The 16313-nt window shown below is 63.8% G+C and carries 13 protein-coding genes; 3 read left to right on the top strand and 10 right to left on the bottom strand.

Annotation, left to right across the window (positions count from 1 at the left end):
* Positions 1 to 17: 17 nt before the first annotated feature.
* From NKH99_RS01125 to NKH99_RS01100, 6 genes are all read right to left on the bottom strand, one after another.
* Positions 18 to 833, bottom strand: a complete 816-nt coding sequence (locus NKH99_RS01125; protein ID WP_352469946.1) for an ABC transporter permease — start codon at positions 831 to 833, stop codon at positions 18 to 20.
* Entirely contained in the window at positions 823 to 1773 is a 951-nt protein-coding gene (locus NKH99_RS01120; protein WP_352540499.1) for an ABC transporter permease, read from the bottom strand. The genes NKH99_RS01125 and NKH99_RS01120 overlap by 11 nt, the downstream gene beginning before the upstream one ends.
* A 14-nt stretch (positions 1774 to 1787) precedes the next feature.
* Complete coding sequence (locus NKH99_RS01115) at positions 1788 to 2783, bottom strand: ABC transporter ATP-binding protein (protein WP_352995448.1); 996 nt, start codon at positions 2781 to 2783, stop codon at positions 1788 to 1790.
* 190 nt (positions 2784 to 2973) lie between these two features.
* Positions 2974 to 4128 (bottom strand): ABC transporter substrate-binding protein, encoded by a 1155-nt coding sequence (locus NKH99_RS01110; protein WP_352540421.1) that lies wholly within the window; start codon positions 4126 to 4128, stop codon positions 2974 to 2976.
* 304 nt (positions 4129 to 4432) lie between these two features.
* The gene (locus NKH99_RS01105) at positions 4433 to 5359 is read right to left on the bottom strand and encodes a LysR family transcriptional regulator (protein WP_023676350.1); all 927 of its coding nucleotides are present in this window, start codon (positions 5357 to 5359) and stop codon (positions 4433 to 4435) included.
* 78 nt (positions 5360 to 5437) lie between these two features.
* On the bottom strand, positions 5438 to 6214 hold the full coding sequence (locus tag NKH99_RS01100; RefSeq protein WP_352767217.1) for a DeoR/GlpR family DNA-binding transcription regulator: 777 nt from the start codon (positions 6212 to 6214) through the stop codon (positions 5438 to 5440).
* A 434-nt stretch (positions 6215 to 6648) separates the two neighbouring features.
* Between NKH99_RS01100 and NKH99_RS01095 the strand changes: the two genes are divergently transcribed.
* On the top strand, positions 6649 to 7578 hold the full coding sequence (locus tag NKH99_RS01095; RefSeq protein WP_353012447.1) for a phosphotransferase: 930 nt from the start codon (positions 6649 to 6651) through the stop codon (positions 7576 to 7578).
* A complete protein-coding gene (locus tag NKH99_RS01090; RefSeq protein WP_353012108.1) occupies positions 7575 to 10028 on the top strand; it encodes a GcvT family protein in 2454 nt (817 codons plus the stop codon). Before NKH99_RS01095 ends, NKH99_RS01090 begins: the two co-directional genes overlap by 4 nt.
* An 18-nt stretch (positions 10029 to 10046) precedes the next feature.
* On the opposite strand, the gene NKH99_RS01085 is transcribed toward NKH99_RS01090, so the two are convergent.
* Complete coding sequence (locus NKH99_RS01085) at positions 10047 to 10679, bottom strand: class I SAM-dependent DNA methyltransferase (RefSeq protein ID WP_353012105.1); 633 nt, start codon at positions 10677 to 10679, stop codon at positions 10047 to 10049.
* A gap of 103 nt (positions 10680 to 10782) precedes the next feature.
* On the opposite strand from NKH99_RS01085, the gene NKH99_RS01080 reads away from it, so the two are divergent.
* Positions 10783 to 11685 carry a phosphotransferase gene (locus NKH99_RS01080; RefSeq protein WP_353012102.1) on the top strand — a complete coding sequence of 301 codons (903 nt, stop codon included), beginning with the start codon at positions 10783 to 10785 and terminating at the stop codon, positions 11683 to 11685.
* Here NKH99_RS01080 and NKH99_RS01075 read toward each other — a convergent pair.
* The 3 genes from NKH99_RS01075 to ilvD all read right to left on the bottom strand — a co-directional run bounded on the left by NKH99_RS01075 (position 11682) and on the right by ilvD (position 16172).
* Positions 11682 to 12602: a DMT family transporter gene (locus NKH99_RS01075; protein ID WP_353012099.1), complete on the bottom strand. Its 921-nt coding sequence runs from the start codon at positions 12600 to 12602 to the stop codon at positions 11682 to 11684. The genes NKH99_RS01080 and NKH99_RS01075 overlap by 4 nt on opposite strands.
* Positions 12603 to 12821: 219 nt before the next feature.
* On the bottom strand, positions 12822 to 14096 hold the full coding sequence (locus NKH99_RS01070) for an amidohydrolase family protein (protein ID WP_353012096.1): 1275 nt from the start codon (positions 14094 to 14096) through the stop codon (positions 12822 to 12824).
* A 231-nt stretch (positions 14097 to 14327) separates the two neighbouring features.
* Positions 14328 to 16172, bottom strand: a complete 1845-nt coding sequence (ilvD, locus tag NKH99_RS01065) for a dihydroxy-acid dehydratase (protein WP_353012093.1) — start codon at positions 16170 to 16172, stop codon at positions 14328 to 14330.
* Positions 16173 to 16313: the final 141 nt, after the last annotated feature.

Raw genomic sequence — 16313 nt, 5'->3', positions numbered from 1 at the left:
CTCCCTTGTGAACGAGATCATTTGCCCGAACCGGCGATCTGGTCGCCGTCGCGGGTCAGGTAATAGGCAGCGAGGATGGGGAGCAGCGTCACCAGCACTACCACCATCGCCACGACATTGGTGACCGGACGCTGGCGCGGACGGATCAATTCTTCGAGCATCCAGATCGGCACCGTCTGCTGCTGGCCGGCGGTGAAGGTGGTGACGATGACCTCGTCGAAGGACAGCGCAAAGGCAAGCATGCCGCCGGCCAGCAGCGCGGTTGCGATGTTGGGCAGCACGACATGCCGAAAGGTCTGGAAACCATCGGCGCCGAGATCCATCGACGCCTCGATCATCGAGCCGGACGTGCGGCGGAAGCGGGCGACCGCATTGTTGTAGACGACGACCACGCAGAAAGTGGCGTGGCCGAGCACGATCGTCCAGAACGAGAACGGGATTTCGGCCAGCGCGAAGGCCGAGCGCAGCGCGATGCCGGTGATGATGCCGGGCAGCGCGATCGGCAGGATGACCAGCAGCGAGATGGTTTCGCGGCCGAAGAATTTTGTGCGGGACACGGCAGCGGCGCACAGCGTGCCCAGGACCAGCGCGATGGTAGTCGAGATCGCCGCGACCCGCACAGACAATGACAGCGCCTGCCAGACGTCGGGGCGGTTCCAGGTGACGGCGAACCATTGCGTGGTCAGGCCCGGCGGCGGCCAGACGAAGCTCTTCTCCTCGGTGGTGAAGGCATAGACGAAGATCAGCAGGATCGGCAAATGCAGGAAAAGCAGGCCGCCGGTGGCAGCGAGCTTCAGGCCGATCGGCGCGGATGGGCCACGGTCAGAGCGCATCGAAAGCCCCCATGCGCTTGGCGCCCCAGAGGTAGAAGCCCATGATGACGATGGGCACCACGGTGAAGGCGGCGGCGAGCGGGATATTGCCGGCGGTGCCTTGCTGCGAATAGACGGCCTGGCCGATGAACAGCCGCGAGGTGCCGATGATCTGTGGGATGATGTAGTCGCCGAGCGTCAGCGAGAAGGTGAAGATCGAGCCGGCGACGATGCCGGGCAGCGCCAGCGGGAACAGCACGTTGCCGAAGGTCTGCCCGGGCGAGGCGCCGAGATCGGACGAAGCCTCGACCAAATTGCCCGGCACGCGCTCGAGTGCGGCCTGCACCGGCAGGATCATGAACGGCAGCCAGACATAGACGAAGACGATGAAGGTACCGGTTGAGGAGACCGACAGCGAGTTGCCGCCGACGACCGGCAGCGACAGCCAGGCATCAAGCAGCCACAGAAGATGCAATTTGGCCAGCAGCCAGGTCAGGATGCCTTCCTTGGCGAGAATCAGCTTCCAGGCATAGATCTTGACCAGGTAGCTCGACCACAGCGGCAGCATGACGCCGAGATAAAACAGCGCCTTCCAACGGCCGCGCGCATAGCGCGCCGCATAATAGGCGATGGGAAAGGCGATGACCGCCGCCGCCAGCGTCACCAGCGCCGCCATTGTCACCGTGCGCAGGATAATGTCGAGATTGGCGGCCTGCAGCAGGTCGCCATAGGTCTTCAGCGTGAATTGCCGGTTGATCAGGCCGGAGAACTCGTCGATCGAAAAGAAGCTCTGCAAAAGCAATGCGAAGAGCGAGCCGATATAGACGATGCCGAGCCACAAAACCGGCGGCAGCAGCATGAGGAGCAACAGCAGCTTCGGCTGTCGCCAAAAAATATCCGACACCGCGCCACGCAGGCCGCCGCTTCGCGGCAGGATGGCGGGCGGCGTGGCGCGCGGCATGACGGTGTCGAGGCTCATCCGAGCTCGTCCATCAAATGCAAATGCTCGCGCTTGAAGGTGAGCACCACCGCCTCGCCTTCCCCCGGCAGCACAGCACCCGCCGGCACGATGGCATGCAGTCGCAAGCCCTCTGCATCGAGCGCCAGTCTTGTCGTGGCGCCGAGATAGTTGGTCGAGACCAGGCGGGCGGCAACCCCTTCGCCGTTGGCCCGGCCAATACGGATGGATTCGGGCCGCAGGCTGCCCCAGCGATACTGGCCGGCATAGCGCTGGACGAAATCCGGCGGCAGCACGTTGGACGAGCCGACGAAATCGGCGACGAAGCGGGTCTTGGGGCGCTGGTAGATGTCTTCCGGCGTGCCGACCTGCATGATCTTGCCGTCATTGAAGACGGCCACGCGGTCGGCCATCGACAGCGCTTCGCCCTGGTCGTGGGTGACGAACACGAAGGTGATGCCGAGCGCCTTCTGCAGCGATTTCAACTCCTCCTGCATGTTTTCGCGAAGCTTGAGGTCGAGGGCGCCGAGCGGCTCGTCGAGCAACAGCACCTTGGGCTGGTTGACCAGCGCACGGGCGAGCGCGACGCGCTGGCGCTGGCCGCCGGAAAGCTGGCCAGGGCGACGGGCGCCGTAGCCGGGAAGCCGCACCAGCGCCAGCGCTTCTTCCGCCGCCTGTTGCCGCTCCGGTCTGCCGACGCCCTTGACCATCAGCCCATAGGCGACGTTGTCGAGCACGTTGAAATGCGGGAACAGCGCATAATCCTGGAACACTGTGTTGACGTTGCGGCGATAGGGCGGCACGCCCTCGGCGCGTTCGCCGAAGATCGAGATCGAGCCCGCCGTCGGCTGCTCGAAACCGGCGATGAGGCGCAGGCACGTCGTCTTGCCCGAGCCGGAAGGCCCGAGCATGGCAAAGAACTCGCCCGGCACGATGTCGAGATCGACCGCGTCAACGGCACGCACGCTGCCGAAATGGCGAGAGACGTTTTGGAAGGAAACGGCGGAGGTCATGGGGCTGTCCTGATCTGTCAGGCTCATCAAATTTCAGGCGATAGCGCTGCCTCTTATCCGCCTGTCGGCACCTTCTCCTCGTATAGTGGACGGGGAGAAGGGAGGCGCTGCAACGCTGGCGACCCCCCGGTTCTTCACCGGGAGAGGGTAAGGGTGAGGGGCAGCGCCGAGCTTCGTAGGTGAGGCGAACTCACCGCCCGCCGATGACGCCGATATAGTCCGACACCCAGCGGTAATAGGGCACGCACTGGTCGTTCTGGGTGGCGCATTTCGAGACCGGCGTCTTCCAGAACTTGATCTTGTCGAAATTGTCGTAGCCGTTGGTCTTGCAGCCTTCCTCCCCGAGCAGTTCGTTGCCCTTGCAGGCGGCGGGCACCACCGGCAGCGAGCCGAACCAGGCGGAGACGTCGCCCTGCACTTTTGGCGACAGCGAATGCTCCATCCACATGTAGGCGCAGTTCGGGTGGGCAGCATCGGCCTCCATCATCGTGGTATCGGCCCAGCCGGTGACGCCCTCCTCGGGGATAGTCGAGGCGACCGGCTTCTTGGCCGCGATCAGCGTGTTGACCTGATAGGGCCAGGAACCGGAGGCGACGACGCCTTCGTTCTGGAAATCGTCGACCTGGATGGCGGCGTCGTGCCAATAGCGTCCGACCAGCGTACGCTGGACCCGCAGCAGGTCGAGCGCCGCCTTGTACTGATCCTCGGTCAGTTCGTACGGATCCTTGATGCCGAGCTCCGGCTTGTGAGCCATCAGGTAATTGGCGGCGTCGGCGATGTGGATCGGCCCGTCATAGGCCTGGACGCGGCCCTTGTTCGACTTGCCGTCGGGAAGCTTCATTTCCTCGAAGACCACGTTCCAGCTCTTCGGCGCCTCCTTGAACACTTCGGTGTTGTACATCAGCACGTTCGGCCCCCACTGATAGGGGACGCCGTAATGGACTCCGCCGACGGTGAACCAGGGCGCATCCTTCAGCCGGTTGTCGACCGTCTTCCAGCTCGGTATGAGGTCGGTGTTGATCGGCTGGACGCGCTTGCCGGCGACAAGGCGCAGCGAAGCGTCGCCCGAGGCGGTGACGAGATCGAAGCCGCCCTCGTTCATCAGCGAGACCATCTCATCGGAGGTGTTGGCGGTCTTGACGTTGACCTTGCAGCCGGTTTCCTTCTCGAACGAAGTGACCCAATCATAGGCCTTGTCGGTTTCGCCGCGCTCGATATAGCCCGGCCAGGCGACGATATTGACCTCGCCTTCGCCTTTGCCGAGCTCCTTGACCTGGGCGATGGCCTGGCCGGAGAAGCTCAGCGCGACCGTCAAGGCAGTGCATGATTTCAGCAATGAATTCATCGTCGATCTCCCATTTTTGCATGACCTCGAAACCGGTTTCGGGTTTCGGAAGAAGATCATGCGCCCGTTCAAAAACGTTGGATGCGCGGCTCTGAAGGGCCGTGCTCCTCGCATCGACCCGAAAATCGGAATCGATTTTCGGAAAGCCCGATGCGAAAACTAAAAGTCTTAGAGCGTACTATGTGCGTCCAATTGGACGCACGTCGCTCTAACGGCAGCTTTGTTCCCTGACCGAAAAGTGCTGCGAAATTTCCGGTTTCGCAAATTCATTTATCAGAAAGCCGATATCGATTTTTCCGATACGTCAGCGGCCAATCTTCTCGGGCCGTTGGCGCACCATGCGCTGCGACTGGGCAAGTCCGATGAAGTCGCGCGCCGCCTGCGGCAGACCGGAGCCGCGCCGCCAGACCATGCCGACCTGGACGACCGGCAACGACCCCGAAATATCGCGCGATTCGATGCGGTCGCCTTCCAGCGACCATGGCCGGTAGACGAGGTCGGGCAGCAGCGCCACGCCGGCGCCGGTAGCGACGAGGCTGCGCACCGCTTCGACCGAGCGGGTGCGGAAGGCGACATGCGGCTTGGCGCCGATTGCCGTCAGCAGCTTTCCGGTATTCTCCTCGATCTCGTCGACGGTCAGCATGATCAGCGGTTCCGAGGCGATGTCGCCGATGCCGATGATGTCGGCACCGGCCAAGGGGTGGCCGAGCGGCAGCCACAGCCGGTAGGCCGAGACTTCGAGGATTTCGGACTGCAGTGCCGTGCGGTCGCGCAGGTTCGAGGTGACCATGACGGCAATGTCGAGCTTGCCGCCAATTAACAGGTGCTCGAGATAGTCGCCATTGTCCTCGATCGCCGAGACCTCGACACCCGGATAGGCGCGGCGGTAGCGGGCAAGAAGATCGGAAAGCACATAGCCGGCGACCAGCGAGGTGACGCCAAGTTGCAGCCGCCCGCTTGCCGCGGCCTGTTCGCCGAAGAAGGCGCGGCGCGCATCGGAAACGTCGGCCAGGATCTTTCTCGCATGGCGCAGGAACTGGTGGCCTTTGTGGGTGATGTTCAAGCCGCGCGGGTGGCGCTCGAACAGCTCGACGCCGAGATCGTGCTCCAGCTCCTTGATCGCCTCGGTGACCGACGATTGCGAGATCGACAGGTTCTGGGCGGCGCCCGACACCGTGCCCTGCTCGGCGACGGCGATGAAGAACTGCAATTGGCGGATGGTGAAAGCCATGGCCGGACTAAACACGGCAGACGCGGCGCTGGGAAGTGGGTGCTGGAGCAGATCTCCCGACAGAGCTCACGATAGAGCTCAGCCCTCGCTTCCGCCATCGGCAATGCTGAGCCGTGCGCCGGCCTGGGCGAGGGCGGCGCCGATGTCGTGCGGCGGCGGACGGTCGGTCGCGAGTTCGGAAAAGCCGCCGAAGCCGCAGACCTGAACAAGGCCCTGGCGGCCGAATTTGCTATGGTCGGTGACGACAAGCGAACGCTGGCCGCGCGACAGCACCATGCGGGCGAATTCGGCCTCTTCCAGATCATAGTCCATGACGCCGGTTATGGCATCGACCGCACCGGTCGATATCACTGCATGGCTGACGGAAAAGCGGCTGACGAATTCGATGGCCGAGACGCCGAAGGCAGCACCGGAATCGCTGCGCAGCTCGCCGCCGGCCATGTAGACCTTATTGCCGTTGACGGTGGCCAGTGTGCGGGCGATGTCGGAGGAGTTGGTGACGACCGTCAGCCGCCGGTGGCCGAGCAGTTCCCGGGCCAGGAAAGAGGTGGTGGTGCCGGTGTCGAGCATGATCGATTCGCCGTCGCGGATGGTGGCGGCGACCATGCGCGCTATTGCCCGCTTGGCATCGGCGTTCTCGCGCATGCGCCGCTCGAACGGCGCTTCGCCGGCAATCGACGGCAGGCCGACGGCGCCGTGCATCTTGAGGATGGAACCGTCGCTGGTCAGTGGCTTGACGTCGCGGCGTACTGTCTCCAGCGAGACGCCCAGCCGGTCGGCCAGGCTCGCAATGGTCACGGTGCCTTCCTCCTTGAGGAGGCGCAGGATTTCGCCATGCCGCTTCGAGTGGACCATCGGTTCCATCCGGTCGGATTGTTGCACCGCTGACCGCTTCTACGGCATAAATGCCACTAACTCCAAGGAATTTAGCAAAATTCGGGCAAAAAACCAGAAAATACCACAATTTCGCGTTGACAACGCCTCCAGCGTGGCGCGACATTATCGCTGTGACAGGCTCGGAACGGAGGACGACGGCTGAGCCGCACGAAAAATCGCTGCCCGAACGCCCGGGAGATCGTCGGGTGCAAGGGTGCCGAAATTCAGGATCCGCGGGGGCGGATGCCGGCGTCGAAGAACCCGGCACAAAGGGGCTCGTCGGTGCGGTGCGGGATACCGATCCCGAGATCTGCACCGACGAGATCTTCGCGTTGCCTCCATTCCTCCGTCCGATTGTCATCGCTGGCCAGCCGTGACATGCGTGGAAAATTGACCCAATGTTGGACGAGATCGTGACTGTCGAAGACCGCATCCGTGCGCTGCCTTGCTGGACCGGCAGCATCGACATCGCGCCGCTGCCGGGCGGGCTGAGCAATGCCAATTATCTGGTCAAGGACGCGGCCGGGCGGCACGTCGTGCGGCTCGGCCAGGACTATCCGTTCCACCATGTCTTTCGCGAGAATACGGCCTCAACGCTACCTGCAGAGAGCCGACGAGAGCATTACGGCGAGATGATGACGGCGCGGGCAGCGCACGCGGCAGGCTTCGCTCCGGCCGTCCACTACACTGGACCCGGCGTCATGGTGACGGAGTATCTCGGCGCCAAGGCCTATGTCGCGCAGGACGTGCGCGCCGATCTCGGCCGCGTTGCCGCGTTGCTGCGCGGTTTCCATCGGGAGATGCCCGGTCATGTCTCCGGCGCCGGCTTCATGTTCTGGGTATTCCATGTCATTCGCGACTATGCGCGCACGCTGGAGGAAGGCCGCAGCCGCAAGCTGGGCGAACTGCCGCGCCTGCTGACGCTGGCGGACGAGCTCGAGCGCGCGCAAAAGCTGCTGCCGATCGTCTTCGGCCATAATGACCTCTTGCCGGCTAACATAATCGACGACGGTCACAGGCTGTGGCTCATCGATTTCGAATATGCAGGCTTCAACACCGCGATGTTCGACCTTGCCGGCGCGGCGTCGAATGCAGGCATGAGCGACGAGGAGTCCTTCGCCTTCCTGACCGCCTATTTCATGAAGGAGCCGGACCCGGCGATACGGCGCTCGCACGCCGCCATGCAATGCGCGTCGCTGCTGCGTGAGGCGATGTGGGGCATGGTTTCCGAGCTTTACCTCGACGCGCCCGGTGTCGACTACGCCGCCTATGCCGACGAAAACCTGGCGCGGCTCGAAGCCGCCCTGGAAAACTACAGGACAAAATACGGGACGCGGACATGACCTTGCCCGCCCAGGCCGGGATCGTCGTCATCGGCGGTGGCATCATCGGCTGTTCGACGGCCTATCATCTGGCGCGCGACCACAAGGCCGAAATCGTGCTGCTCGAACAGGGCAAACTGACCTCGGGTTCGACCTGGCATGCTGCCGGGCTGGTCGGCCAGCTACGCTCGTCGGCGTCGATCACGCGCGTGCTCAAATATTCGGTCGATCTCTACAAGGGGCTGGAAGCCGAAACCGGCCTCGCCACCGGTTGGAAGATGACTGGCTGCCTGCGCCTCGCCACCAATGGCGACCGCTGGGTCGAGTATAAGCGGCTGGCAACGACGGCTAAGAGCTTCGGCATGGACATGCATCTGCTGTCGCCGGCCGAGGTCAAGGAAATGTGGCCGCTGCTGGAAACCGGCGACCTCGTCGGCGCGTCCTGGCTGCCGACCGACGGTCAGGCAAGCCCTTCCGACATCACCCAGTCGCTGGCCAAGGGTGCGCGCATGCATGGCGCAAAATTGTTCGAGGAGGTGCGAGTCACCGGCTTCGAAATGAGAGACGGCCGCATCACCGCGGTAAAGACCAGCAAAGGCGATATCGCCTGCGACAAGGTGGTGAACTGCGCCGGGCAATGGGCGCGGCAGGTGGGTGCGCTGGCCGGGATAAACGTGCCGCTGCAGCCGGTGAAGCACCAGTACATCATCACCGAAAAGATTGATGGCCTGCCGACCGACGCGCCGACAATTCGCGACCCCGATCGCCGCACCTATTTCAAGGAGGAGGTCGGCGGGTTGGTGATGGGCGGCTACGAGCCGAACCCGCAGGCGTGGACGACCGGTCTGCCGGGCGGCGATGTGCCGGACGATTGGGAGTTCCGGCTGTTCGACGATGATTACGATCATTTCGAGCAGCATATGAGCCAGGCGATCGAGCGTGTCCCGGCGCTCGCCAATGCCGGCGTCAAGCAGATGATCAACGGGCCGGAGAGCTTTACGCCGGATGGCAATTTCATCCTCGGTGTGGCGCCGGAATGCGCCAATATGTTCGTCGGCGCCGGCTTCAATGCCTTTGGCATCGCGTCCGGCGGCGGCGCCGGCTGGGTGCTGGCGCAATGGGTCGTCGACGGCGAGGCGCCGCTCGATCTGTGGGTGGTCGACATCCGCCGCTTCTCCGATCTCCACCGCGACCGGCAATGGGTCCGCGACCGCACGCTGGAAGCCTATGGCAAGCACTACACGATCGGCTTCCCGCATGAGGAATATGTCAGCGGCCGGCCGCGCATCGTCTCGCCTTTGTACGAGCGGCTGCAAAAACATCGCGCCGTGTTCGGCTCGAAACTTGGCTGGGAGCGGCCGAACTGGTTCGCGCCGGAAGGCATCGAGCCGAAGGACGTCTATTCGATGGGCCGGCAGAACTGGTTCCCGGCGGTTGGCGACGAGCACCGCCACGTGCGCGAAAAGATCGGTATTTTCGACCAGTCGTCTTTCGCCAAATACGAAATGACCGGAGCCGACGCGCTGAAGGCGCTGGACTGGATCTGCGCCAACGACGTCGCCAAGCCGGTCGGCCGGCTGACCTACACGCAGCTTCTCAACACGCGCGGCGGCATCGAGGCCGATTTGACCGTGGCGAGGCTCGGTGAGGAAAAATTCTACATCGTCACCGGCACCGGTTTCCGCACGCATGATTTCTCCTGGATTGCCGATCATATCGGCAGGGAGTTCGACGTGACGCTGACCGACGTCACGGAGGATTTCGGCACATTATCGCTGATGGGGCCGCGCGCCCGTGACGTGCTGTCAGCGGTGACCGATGCCGACGTCTCGAATGCCGCCTTTCCATTCGGCCATGTTCGCGAGATCGCCATTGCCGGTCACGCCGTCCGGGCACTGCGCGTCACCTATGTCGGCGAACTCGGCTGGGAACTGCATGCGCCGATCGCGGCGACGGGCGAGGTTTTCGACGCGCTGATGACGGCGGGCGCTGTCCACGACATTCGCCCGGTCGGCTATCGGGCGCTGGAATCGCTGCGGCTGGAAAAGGGCTACCGCGCCTGGGGCGCCGACATTACACCCAACGACACGCCGCAGGAGGCCGGCCTCGGCTGGGCGGTGAAGCTCAGGAAGAACACCGATTTCCTCGGCCGGCGGGCGCTTGAAAAGCTCGATGGCTCGACGCTCAGCAAACGCTTTGCCGGCTTCACCGTCGATGATCCGGACGTCGTGCTGCTCGGGCGCGAAACCATCCTGCGCAACGGCGAGGCGGTCGGTTATCTCACCAGCGGCGGCTATGGCTACACCATCGGCAAGAACATCGGCTACGGCTATGTGCGCAATGCCGATGGCGTCAACGATGATTTCCTCACTTCCGGCAACTACGAGCTGGTGGTGGCAATGGAACGGACACCGGCTAAGATACACCTCGAGCCGCTTTACGATCCGGCAGGAGCAAAGGTGAAGGCATAGAGCCTTCCGGTTTCAGCCTCAGTTCACGATGAGCACCAGCCCCCGGCTCGGCACGGTATCGGCCTCGCCTGGCATCGAAACATAGGGCGGCGTCTCTTCGGCGCGCGTGACGGTGCCTTGCGCCTCGAGCTCGGCGATCCGCGCGGCAAACCCGGCATCCCACAGCGTGTTCTTCACTGTCAGCACGATCACTCCGCCCGGCCGGCAGATGCGGATCAGCTCGTCCAGACCCTCGGCCCCGACATGGCCGGACGTGAAGACGCCGGCTGAGATGATCCCGGCATAGGCGTCGTCCACGAAGGGCAGCGGTCCGCCAAGCGCCAGGCAGTGCAGCGCTGAATAGACGCCCTTGCGCGCGGCTTGCGCCAGCATGCCTTCCGAGATGTCGAGCGCCTCGACCTGCGGATAACCGGTAATGGCAAGCCATTCGCCGATGAGCCCGGTGCCGGCGCCGGCATCGAGCAGAGGAGCGGCGCCGCGCGCCAGATGGCGGGCCAGCAAGGCAAGGCAGATGGTGGGATGGCGATAGCCAGCCGCCGACATGTCGGCGTCATAGGTGCCGGCCCACCTGTCGTAAAGAGCCGCGATGTCTTCCGGCCGCTTCGCCGCATAGGCTGCGGCGAGTGCGCTCTGCTGATTGCTGTCCGTCATCGCTTTCCGTCGCCTGGTATCGATCCGCAACGCGATCATAGCCAAACGGCGAAAACTGTGGAACCGTCGTCGTCCCAATAACACGGGGAAAGGAGCGAAATCCATGGCGGACGACCGGGCGCGCGCCGCACTTGCGGCCATTCCGATGCTGGCCGGCTATGACGGCCCTCTGGAACGGCTCGGCGGTCTCACCAACCTCGTCTTCAGCGGTAAGGATTTCTGCCTGCGTATCCCCGGCAAGGGTACCGAGGAATACATCAACCGCGCCAACGAGGCAGTGGCGGCGCGGGAAGCGGCGAAGGCCGGCGTCAGTCCCCATGTGCTGCATGTCGATGCCGAGACCGGCGTGTTGGTGACCCGCTTCGTTGCCGGTGCCGAGACGATGTCACCGGGAAAGTTCAAGACTCGGCCGGGCAGCCCGGCACGCGCCGGCAAGGCCTTTCGCAGACTGCACACATCCGGCGCGGTGTTCCCCTCCCGCTTCGAGCTGTTTGCGATGATCGACGACTATTTGAAAGTGCTGTCAACCAAGGACGTCGCCCTGCCTGGCGGCTACCACGATGTGGTCCGCGAGGCGGAGGCAGTGCGCTCAGCACTTGCGGCTCAACCTCTGCCGATCGTCGCCTGCCACTGCGACCCGCTCTGCGAAAACTTTCTCGATACGGGCGACAGGATGTGGATCGTCGACTGGGAATATTCCGGCATGAACGATCCGCTCTGGGATCTCGGCGACCTCTCGGTCGAAGGGCAATTCGACGAGGCCCAGGACGAAGAAATGATGCGCGCCTATTTCGGCGGCGAGCCGAGACCGGCGGAGCGCGGCCGCATCGTCATCTACAAGGCGACGTGCGACCTGTTGTGGACGCTCTGGGGCTTGATCCAGCTTGCCAACAAAAATCCGGCCGACGACTTTCGCGCCTATGCCGACGGCCGGTTTGCGCGCTGCAAGGCACTGATGGAGATGCCGGAATTTTCGCGGCATCTCGCGGCAGCGCGCCGGGGTTAATTCACGCCCTTTGGCACGTTTTCGGGCGGTACCGTGTCGACCACCTTCTGGCGGTGGAAGATGAACAGGCCGGCCAGCACGACGATGGCCGAGCCGATCAGAATGCGCGGCCCAGGCACATCGCCGAAGAAGGCGAGGCCGAAGACCACTGCCCACAACAGCAGGCTGTAATGCAGCGGCGCCAAGGTCGAGGCCGGCGCCAGCTTCAACGCCCGGGTGATCATCAGATGCGCGCCGCAGGAGACGATGCCGAGAAGCAGCATGGCGCCGAAATCGAGCGAGGACGGCGTCTTCCAGCTACCGAGGGTCAACGCAGCGCCGACCAGCAGCGTGCCGATGGTTTGCCAGGTGACCAGCGAGGTGTCGCTGGTGCCGCGCAGCCGCCGATTGAGGATGATGGCGAAGGCAAAGGAAATGCTGCCGGCGAGCGCGAACATCGACGACAGCGAGAACGCGGCCGAGGACGGCTTCAGCATGATCAGCACGCCGCAGAAACCGACCAGGATAGCCGCCCAGCGGCGCCAGCCGACCCTTTCGCCGAGCAGGAAGTGCGACAGCGCCGCGACATAGATCGGCCCGGCCATGTAAAAGCTCATCACATCGGCGAGCGGCAGATAGACGACCGCCGCGTAGAACAGCGCCGTGTCGAGCGTCGTCATCACCACGCGCAGCAGCTGCAGCTCCGGCCGCTCCATGCGAAACAGCTTGGCCGGGCCCTGATGTGCAATCATCGGCCCGAGTATGAAAAACGCGCCGATCGAGCGGATCAGCACGACCTGGCCGACGGAAAAACTGGCGACCAGCCACTTGCCCATCGCATCGTTCAACGCAAACAGGAAATCGCCGGCGAGCATCAGCAGGATGCCCGCCAGCAGCACGTTCATGATCGTTGAGTACTGGTCTGCGGGCCGCGCCATGCCGTTACCGGTTCCTCGCCGTGGGGTACGGTGACCCGCGTCGTAGTCGCAAGCTGCGGCCATGACGAGGCGAAAATCGAGAATTCGGTAAGACCAGCGCCGGAAATCGGCTGGACTAATGCATGTCGCGCAAAAGTGTGCAGCGGTTTTGCGATAACGACACGCTTAAAAACAAGACCTTAAAGCGCGTCGCGTGGGTCCGTTCAAACGCGACGCGCTTTAAGCGTGGCGCCGGTTCACCGTGCCCGGCCTTCCGGCGATCGAAAGCCGCGTGTCCTGCCGGCTCCGCTCGGCCACCACCTTGCCTCTGGCGATGACGCAGAGGCGCTCGGGGCGCAGCCGCAGCGCCTCGACTGGGTTGCCGGCATCGAGAACGACCAGGCTGGCGCGCTTGCCGACCGCCAGGCCAAGGTGGTCGAGGCCCATGATGGCGGCATTGACGTTGGTGACCATATCGAAGCAGCGCGCCATCTCGGCCGGGCTCGACATCTGCGCGACATGCAGGCCCATGAAGGCAACGTCGAGCATGTCTGCGGTGCCCAGCGAATACCAGGGGTCGAGCACGCAATCCTGGCCCCAGCCGACGCGGATGCCTTGCGCCAGCATCTCCTTGACCCGCGTCAGTCCGCGGCGCTGGGGAAAGGTGTCGTGGCGGCCCTGCAGCATGATGTTGATCAGCGGATTGGGGATCGCCGAAACGCCGGCCTCGGCAATCAGCGGCAATAGCTTCGAAACGTAGTAATTATCCATCGAATGCATCGATGTCAGGTGCGAGCCGGCCACTCTGCCCTGCAACCCGAGCCGCTGCGTCTCATAGGCAAGCTGCTCGACGTGGCGCGACAGCGGATCGTCGGTCTCGTCGCAATGCAAGTCGACCATCAGGCCGCGCTTCGCCGCGATTTCGCAGAGCTCGGTGACGGAGCGCGTGCCGTCGGCCATTGTGCGCTCGAAATGCGGAATGCCGCCGACGACATCGACGCCTATGTCGAGCGCCCGGATGGTGTTGTCGCGCGCCGTCGGCGAGCGGTAAAACCCGTCCTGCGGGAAGGCGACCAGCTGCAGGTCGATATAGGGGCCAACCGTCTTCTTCACGTCGAGCAGCGCCTCGACCGCCAGTAGGCGGTCGTCGCAAACATCGACATGGGTGCGGATGGCGAGCAGGCCCATCGACACCGCCCAGTCGCAATAGGCGAGCGCACGGTCGCGCACCGCTTCGTAGGTCAAAAGCGGCTTCAACTCGCCCCAAAGCGAGATTCCTTCGAGCAGCGTGCCCGAGACATTGATGCGCGGAATGCCGAGCGAAAGCGTGGCGTCCATATGGAAATGCGGATCGACGAAGGGCGGCGAGACCAGATTGCCATGGGCATCGATCGCCGTGCCGGCGCTGACGTTCAGCTCGGGCTCTATCGCTGCGATCGTTTCGCCGACGATGCCGATATCCGCGATCCTGCCGTCGGGCAGCGTCCCGCCGCGCACCACAAGGTCAAAATCCATCTAGCGCCACCTCGTTCAAAAAAGCCGTTTCTTTCCATGCAGCGTGCTGCCGCAAGGCGGAACCTTCAGGCGCGGCCCTTCCCTTCTTCCCTTGTGGAAGAAGGTGGCCGCGAAGCGGCCAGACGAGGGGTGTTCCAGCTTGGCGCCGGCGGCACTCCGTCCAGCACCCCTCAACCGTCTTGGCGCTGCGCGCCAATCCACCTTCTCCCACAAAGGGAGAAGGAAAAGCCTCTATTCCGGCACGTACCGCACCGCCCCCTTGGCGGCACTTGTCGCCATCGCCGCATAGGCGCGCAAGGCCGTCGTCACCTTGCGCTTGCGCTTTTCTTCGGGCTTCCAGGCAGCCGTTCCCCTGGCCTCCATCGCGGCGCGACGGGCGATGAGTTCGGCGTCGTCGACAGCAAGCCTGATGGTGCGGTTGGGGATATCGATCTCGATCGTGTCGCCTTCCCTGACCAGCCCGATCAGACCGCCTTCCGCGGCTTCCGGCGAGACATGGCCGATCGACAGGCCGGAGGTGCCGCCGGAAAAACGACCGTCGGTGATCAGTGCGCAGGCTTTGCCGAGGCCTTTCGACTTCAAATAGCTGGTCGGGTAGAGCATTTCCTGCATGCCGGGTCCGCCGCGTGGCCCTTCATAGCGAATGACGACGACATCGCCGGCCTTGATCTCGTTCGACAGGATCGCCTTGACGCTGGCGTCCTGACTTTCGAACACTCTTGCCGGACCGGTGAATTTCAGGATCGATTCATCGACGCCCGCCGTCTTCACGATGCAGCCATCGAGTGCCAGATTGCCTTTCAGCACGGCAAGGCCGCCATCCCTGGAGAAAGGATGTTCGGCCGAGCGGATGACGCCCTTCTCGCGGTCGAGATCGAGATCGTCCCAGCGGCGGTCCTGGCTGAACGCGACTTGCGTCGGCACGCCGCCGGGTGCCGCCAGGAAGAATTCGCGGACATTCTGGCTGGTGGTGCGCGAAATATCCCAATGATCGAGCGCTTCGCCGAGGCTTGCGGCGTGCACCGTCGGCAGGTCGCGGTTGATCAGCCCGGCGCTATCCAACTGGCCGAGGATGGCCATGATGCCGCCGGCGCGATGGACATCCTCCATGTGGACGTCAGCCTTGGCCGGAGCCACCTTGCACAGCACCGGCACCCGCCGCGACAGCCGGTCGATGTCCTCCATGGTGAAGTCGACCTCGCCCTCATGTGCTGCGGCGAGGATGTGCAGGACCGTGTTAGTCGAGCCGCCCATGGCGATGTCGAGCGTCATGGCGTTCTCGAAGGCGCCCTTCGAGGCGATGCTGCGCGGCAGCGCGGTGTCATCGTCCTGCTCGTAATAGCGCTGGGCGAGATCGACGATCAGATGACCGGCCTCGACAAACAGCCGCTTGCGGTCGGCATGCGTGGCCAACGTCGAGCCGTTGCCGGGCAGCGAGAGGCCGAGCGCCTCGGTCAGGCAGTTCATCGAATTGGCGGTGAACATGCCGGAGCAGGAGCCACAGGTCGGACAGGCCGAGCGCTCGATGATCCTGACGTCCTCGTCGGACACCTTGTCGTCGGCGGCTGCGACCATAGCGTCGACCAGGTCAAGCGCTTGGGTCTTGCCGGCGAGCACCACCTTGCCGGCCTCCATCGGCCCGCCGGAGACGAAGACGGTCGGGATGTTGAGGCGCAGCGACGCCATCAGCATGCCGGGCGTGATCTTGTCGCAATTCGAGATGCAGACCATCGCGTCGGCGCAGTGCGCGTTGACCATGTATTCGACCGAGTCGGCGATCAATTCGCGCGACGGCAGCGAATAGAGCATGCCGTCATGGCCCATGGCGATGCCGTCATCGACGGCAATGGTGTTGAACTCCTTGGCAACGCCGCCGGCTTTTTCGATCTCGCGGGCAACCAGCTGGCCGAGATCCTTCAAATGGACATGGCCCGGCACGAATTGGGTGAAGGAATTGACCACGGCAATGATCGGCTTGCCGAAATCCGAATCCTTCATGCCGGTAGCGCGCCACAGGCCGCGGGCGCCGGCCATGTTGCGGCCATGGGTGGTGGTGCGGGAACGGTAGGCGGGCATTGAACTGTCCTTGCTGTCTGCGTCGCGCCCAAAGGTGCGGAAAACCGGAATTGAGCCGCAGGCCTTATAGACGGCACACTCTGGTCTGGCCACAATTTTGCGCTGCGCCAGGGTGCGGAACGAGCGGCCAGCCAAAGACGC

The sequence above is a fragment of the Mesorhizobium sp. M0854 genome (genome assembly GCF_040319815.1).
In the GTDB taxonomy this organism is placed as follows: Bacteria; Pseudomonadota; Alphaproteobacteria; order Rhizobiales; family Rhizobiaceae; genus Mesorhizobium.
Note: the sequence above shows the minus strand (reverse complement) of the source record. Positions and strands in the feature narration are given on the sequence as shown.

What these genes read in the sequence shown, in the direction of transcription:
- NKH99_RS01125 (WP_352469946.1), bottom strand. Translation starts at nt 833, where the DNA reads ATGCGCTCTGACCGTGGCCCATCCGCGCCGATCGGCCTGAAGCTCGCT.
- NKH99_RS01120 (WP_352540499.1), bottom strand. Translation starts at nt 1,773, where the DNA reads ATGCCGCGCGCCACGCCGCCCGCCATCCTGCCGCGAAGCGGCGGCCTG.
- NKH99_RS01115 (WP_352995448.1), bottom strand. Translation starts at nt 2,783, where the DNA reads ATGACCTCCGCCGTTTCCTTCCAAAACGTCTCTCGCCATTTCGGCAGC.
- NKH99_RS01110 (WP_352540421.1), bottom strand. Translation starts at nt 4,128, where the DNA reads ATGAATTCATTGCTGAAATCATGCACTGCCTTGACGGTCGCGCTGAGC.
- NKH99_RS01105 (WP_023676350.1), bottom strand. Translation starts at nt 5,359, where the DNA reads ATGGCTTTCACCATCCGCCAATTGCAGTTCTTCATCGCCGTCGCCGAG.
- NKH99_RS01100 (WP_352767217.1), bottom strand. Translation starts at nt 6,214, where the DNA reads ATGGTCCACTCGAAGCGGCATGGCGAAATCCTGCGCCTCCTCAAGGAG.
- NKH99_RS01090 (WP_353012108.1), top strand. Translation starts at nt 7,575, where the DNA reads ATGACCTTGCCCGCCCAGGCCGGGATCGTCGTCATCGGCGGTGGCATC.
- NKH99_RS01085 (WP_353012105.1), bottom strand. Translation starts at nt 10,679, where the DNA reads ATGACGGACAGCAATCAGCAGAGCGCACTCGCCGCAGCCTATGCGGCG.
- NKH99_RS01080 (WP_353012102.1), top strand. Translation starts at nt 10,783, where the DNA reads ATGGCGGACGACCGGGCGCGCGCCGCACTTGCGGCCATTCCGATGCTG.
- NKH99_RS01075 (WP_353012099.1), bottom strand. Translation starts at nt 12,602, where the DNA reads ATGGCGCGGCCCGCAGACCAGTACTCAACGATCATGAACGTGCTGCTG.
- NKH99_RS01070 (WP_353012096.1), bottom strand. Translation starts at nt 14,096, where the DNA reads ATGGATTTTGACCTTGTGGTGCGCGGCGGGACGCTGCCCGACGGCAGG.
- ilvD (WP_353012093.1), bottom strand. Translation starts at nt 16,172, where the DNA reads ATGCCCGCCTACCGTTCCCGCACCACCACCCATGGCCGCAACATGGCC.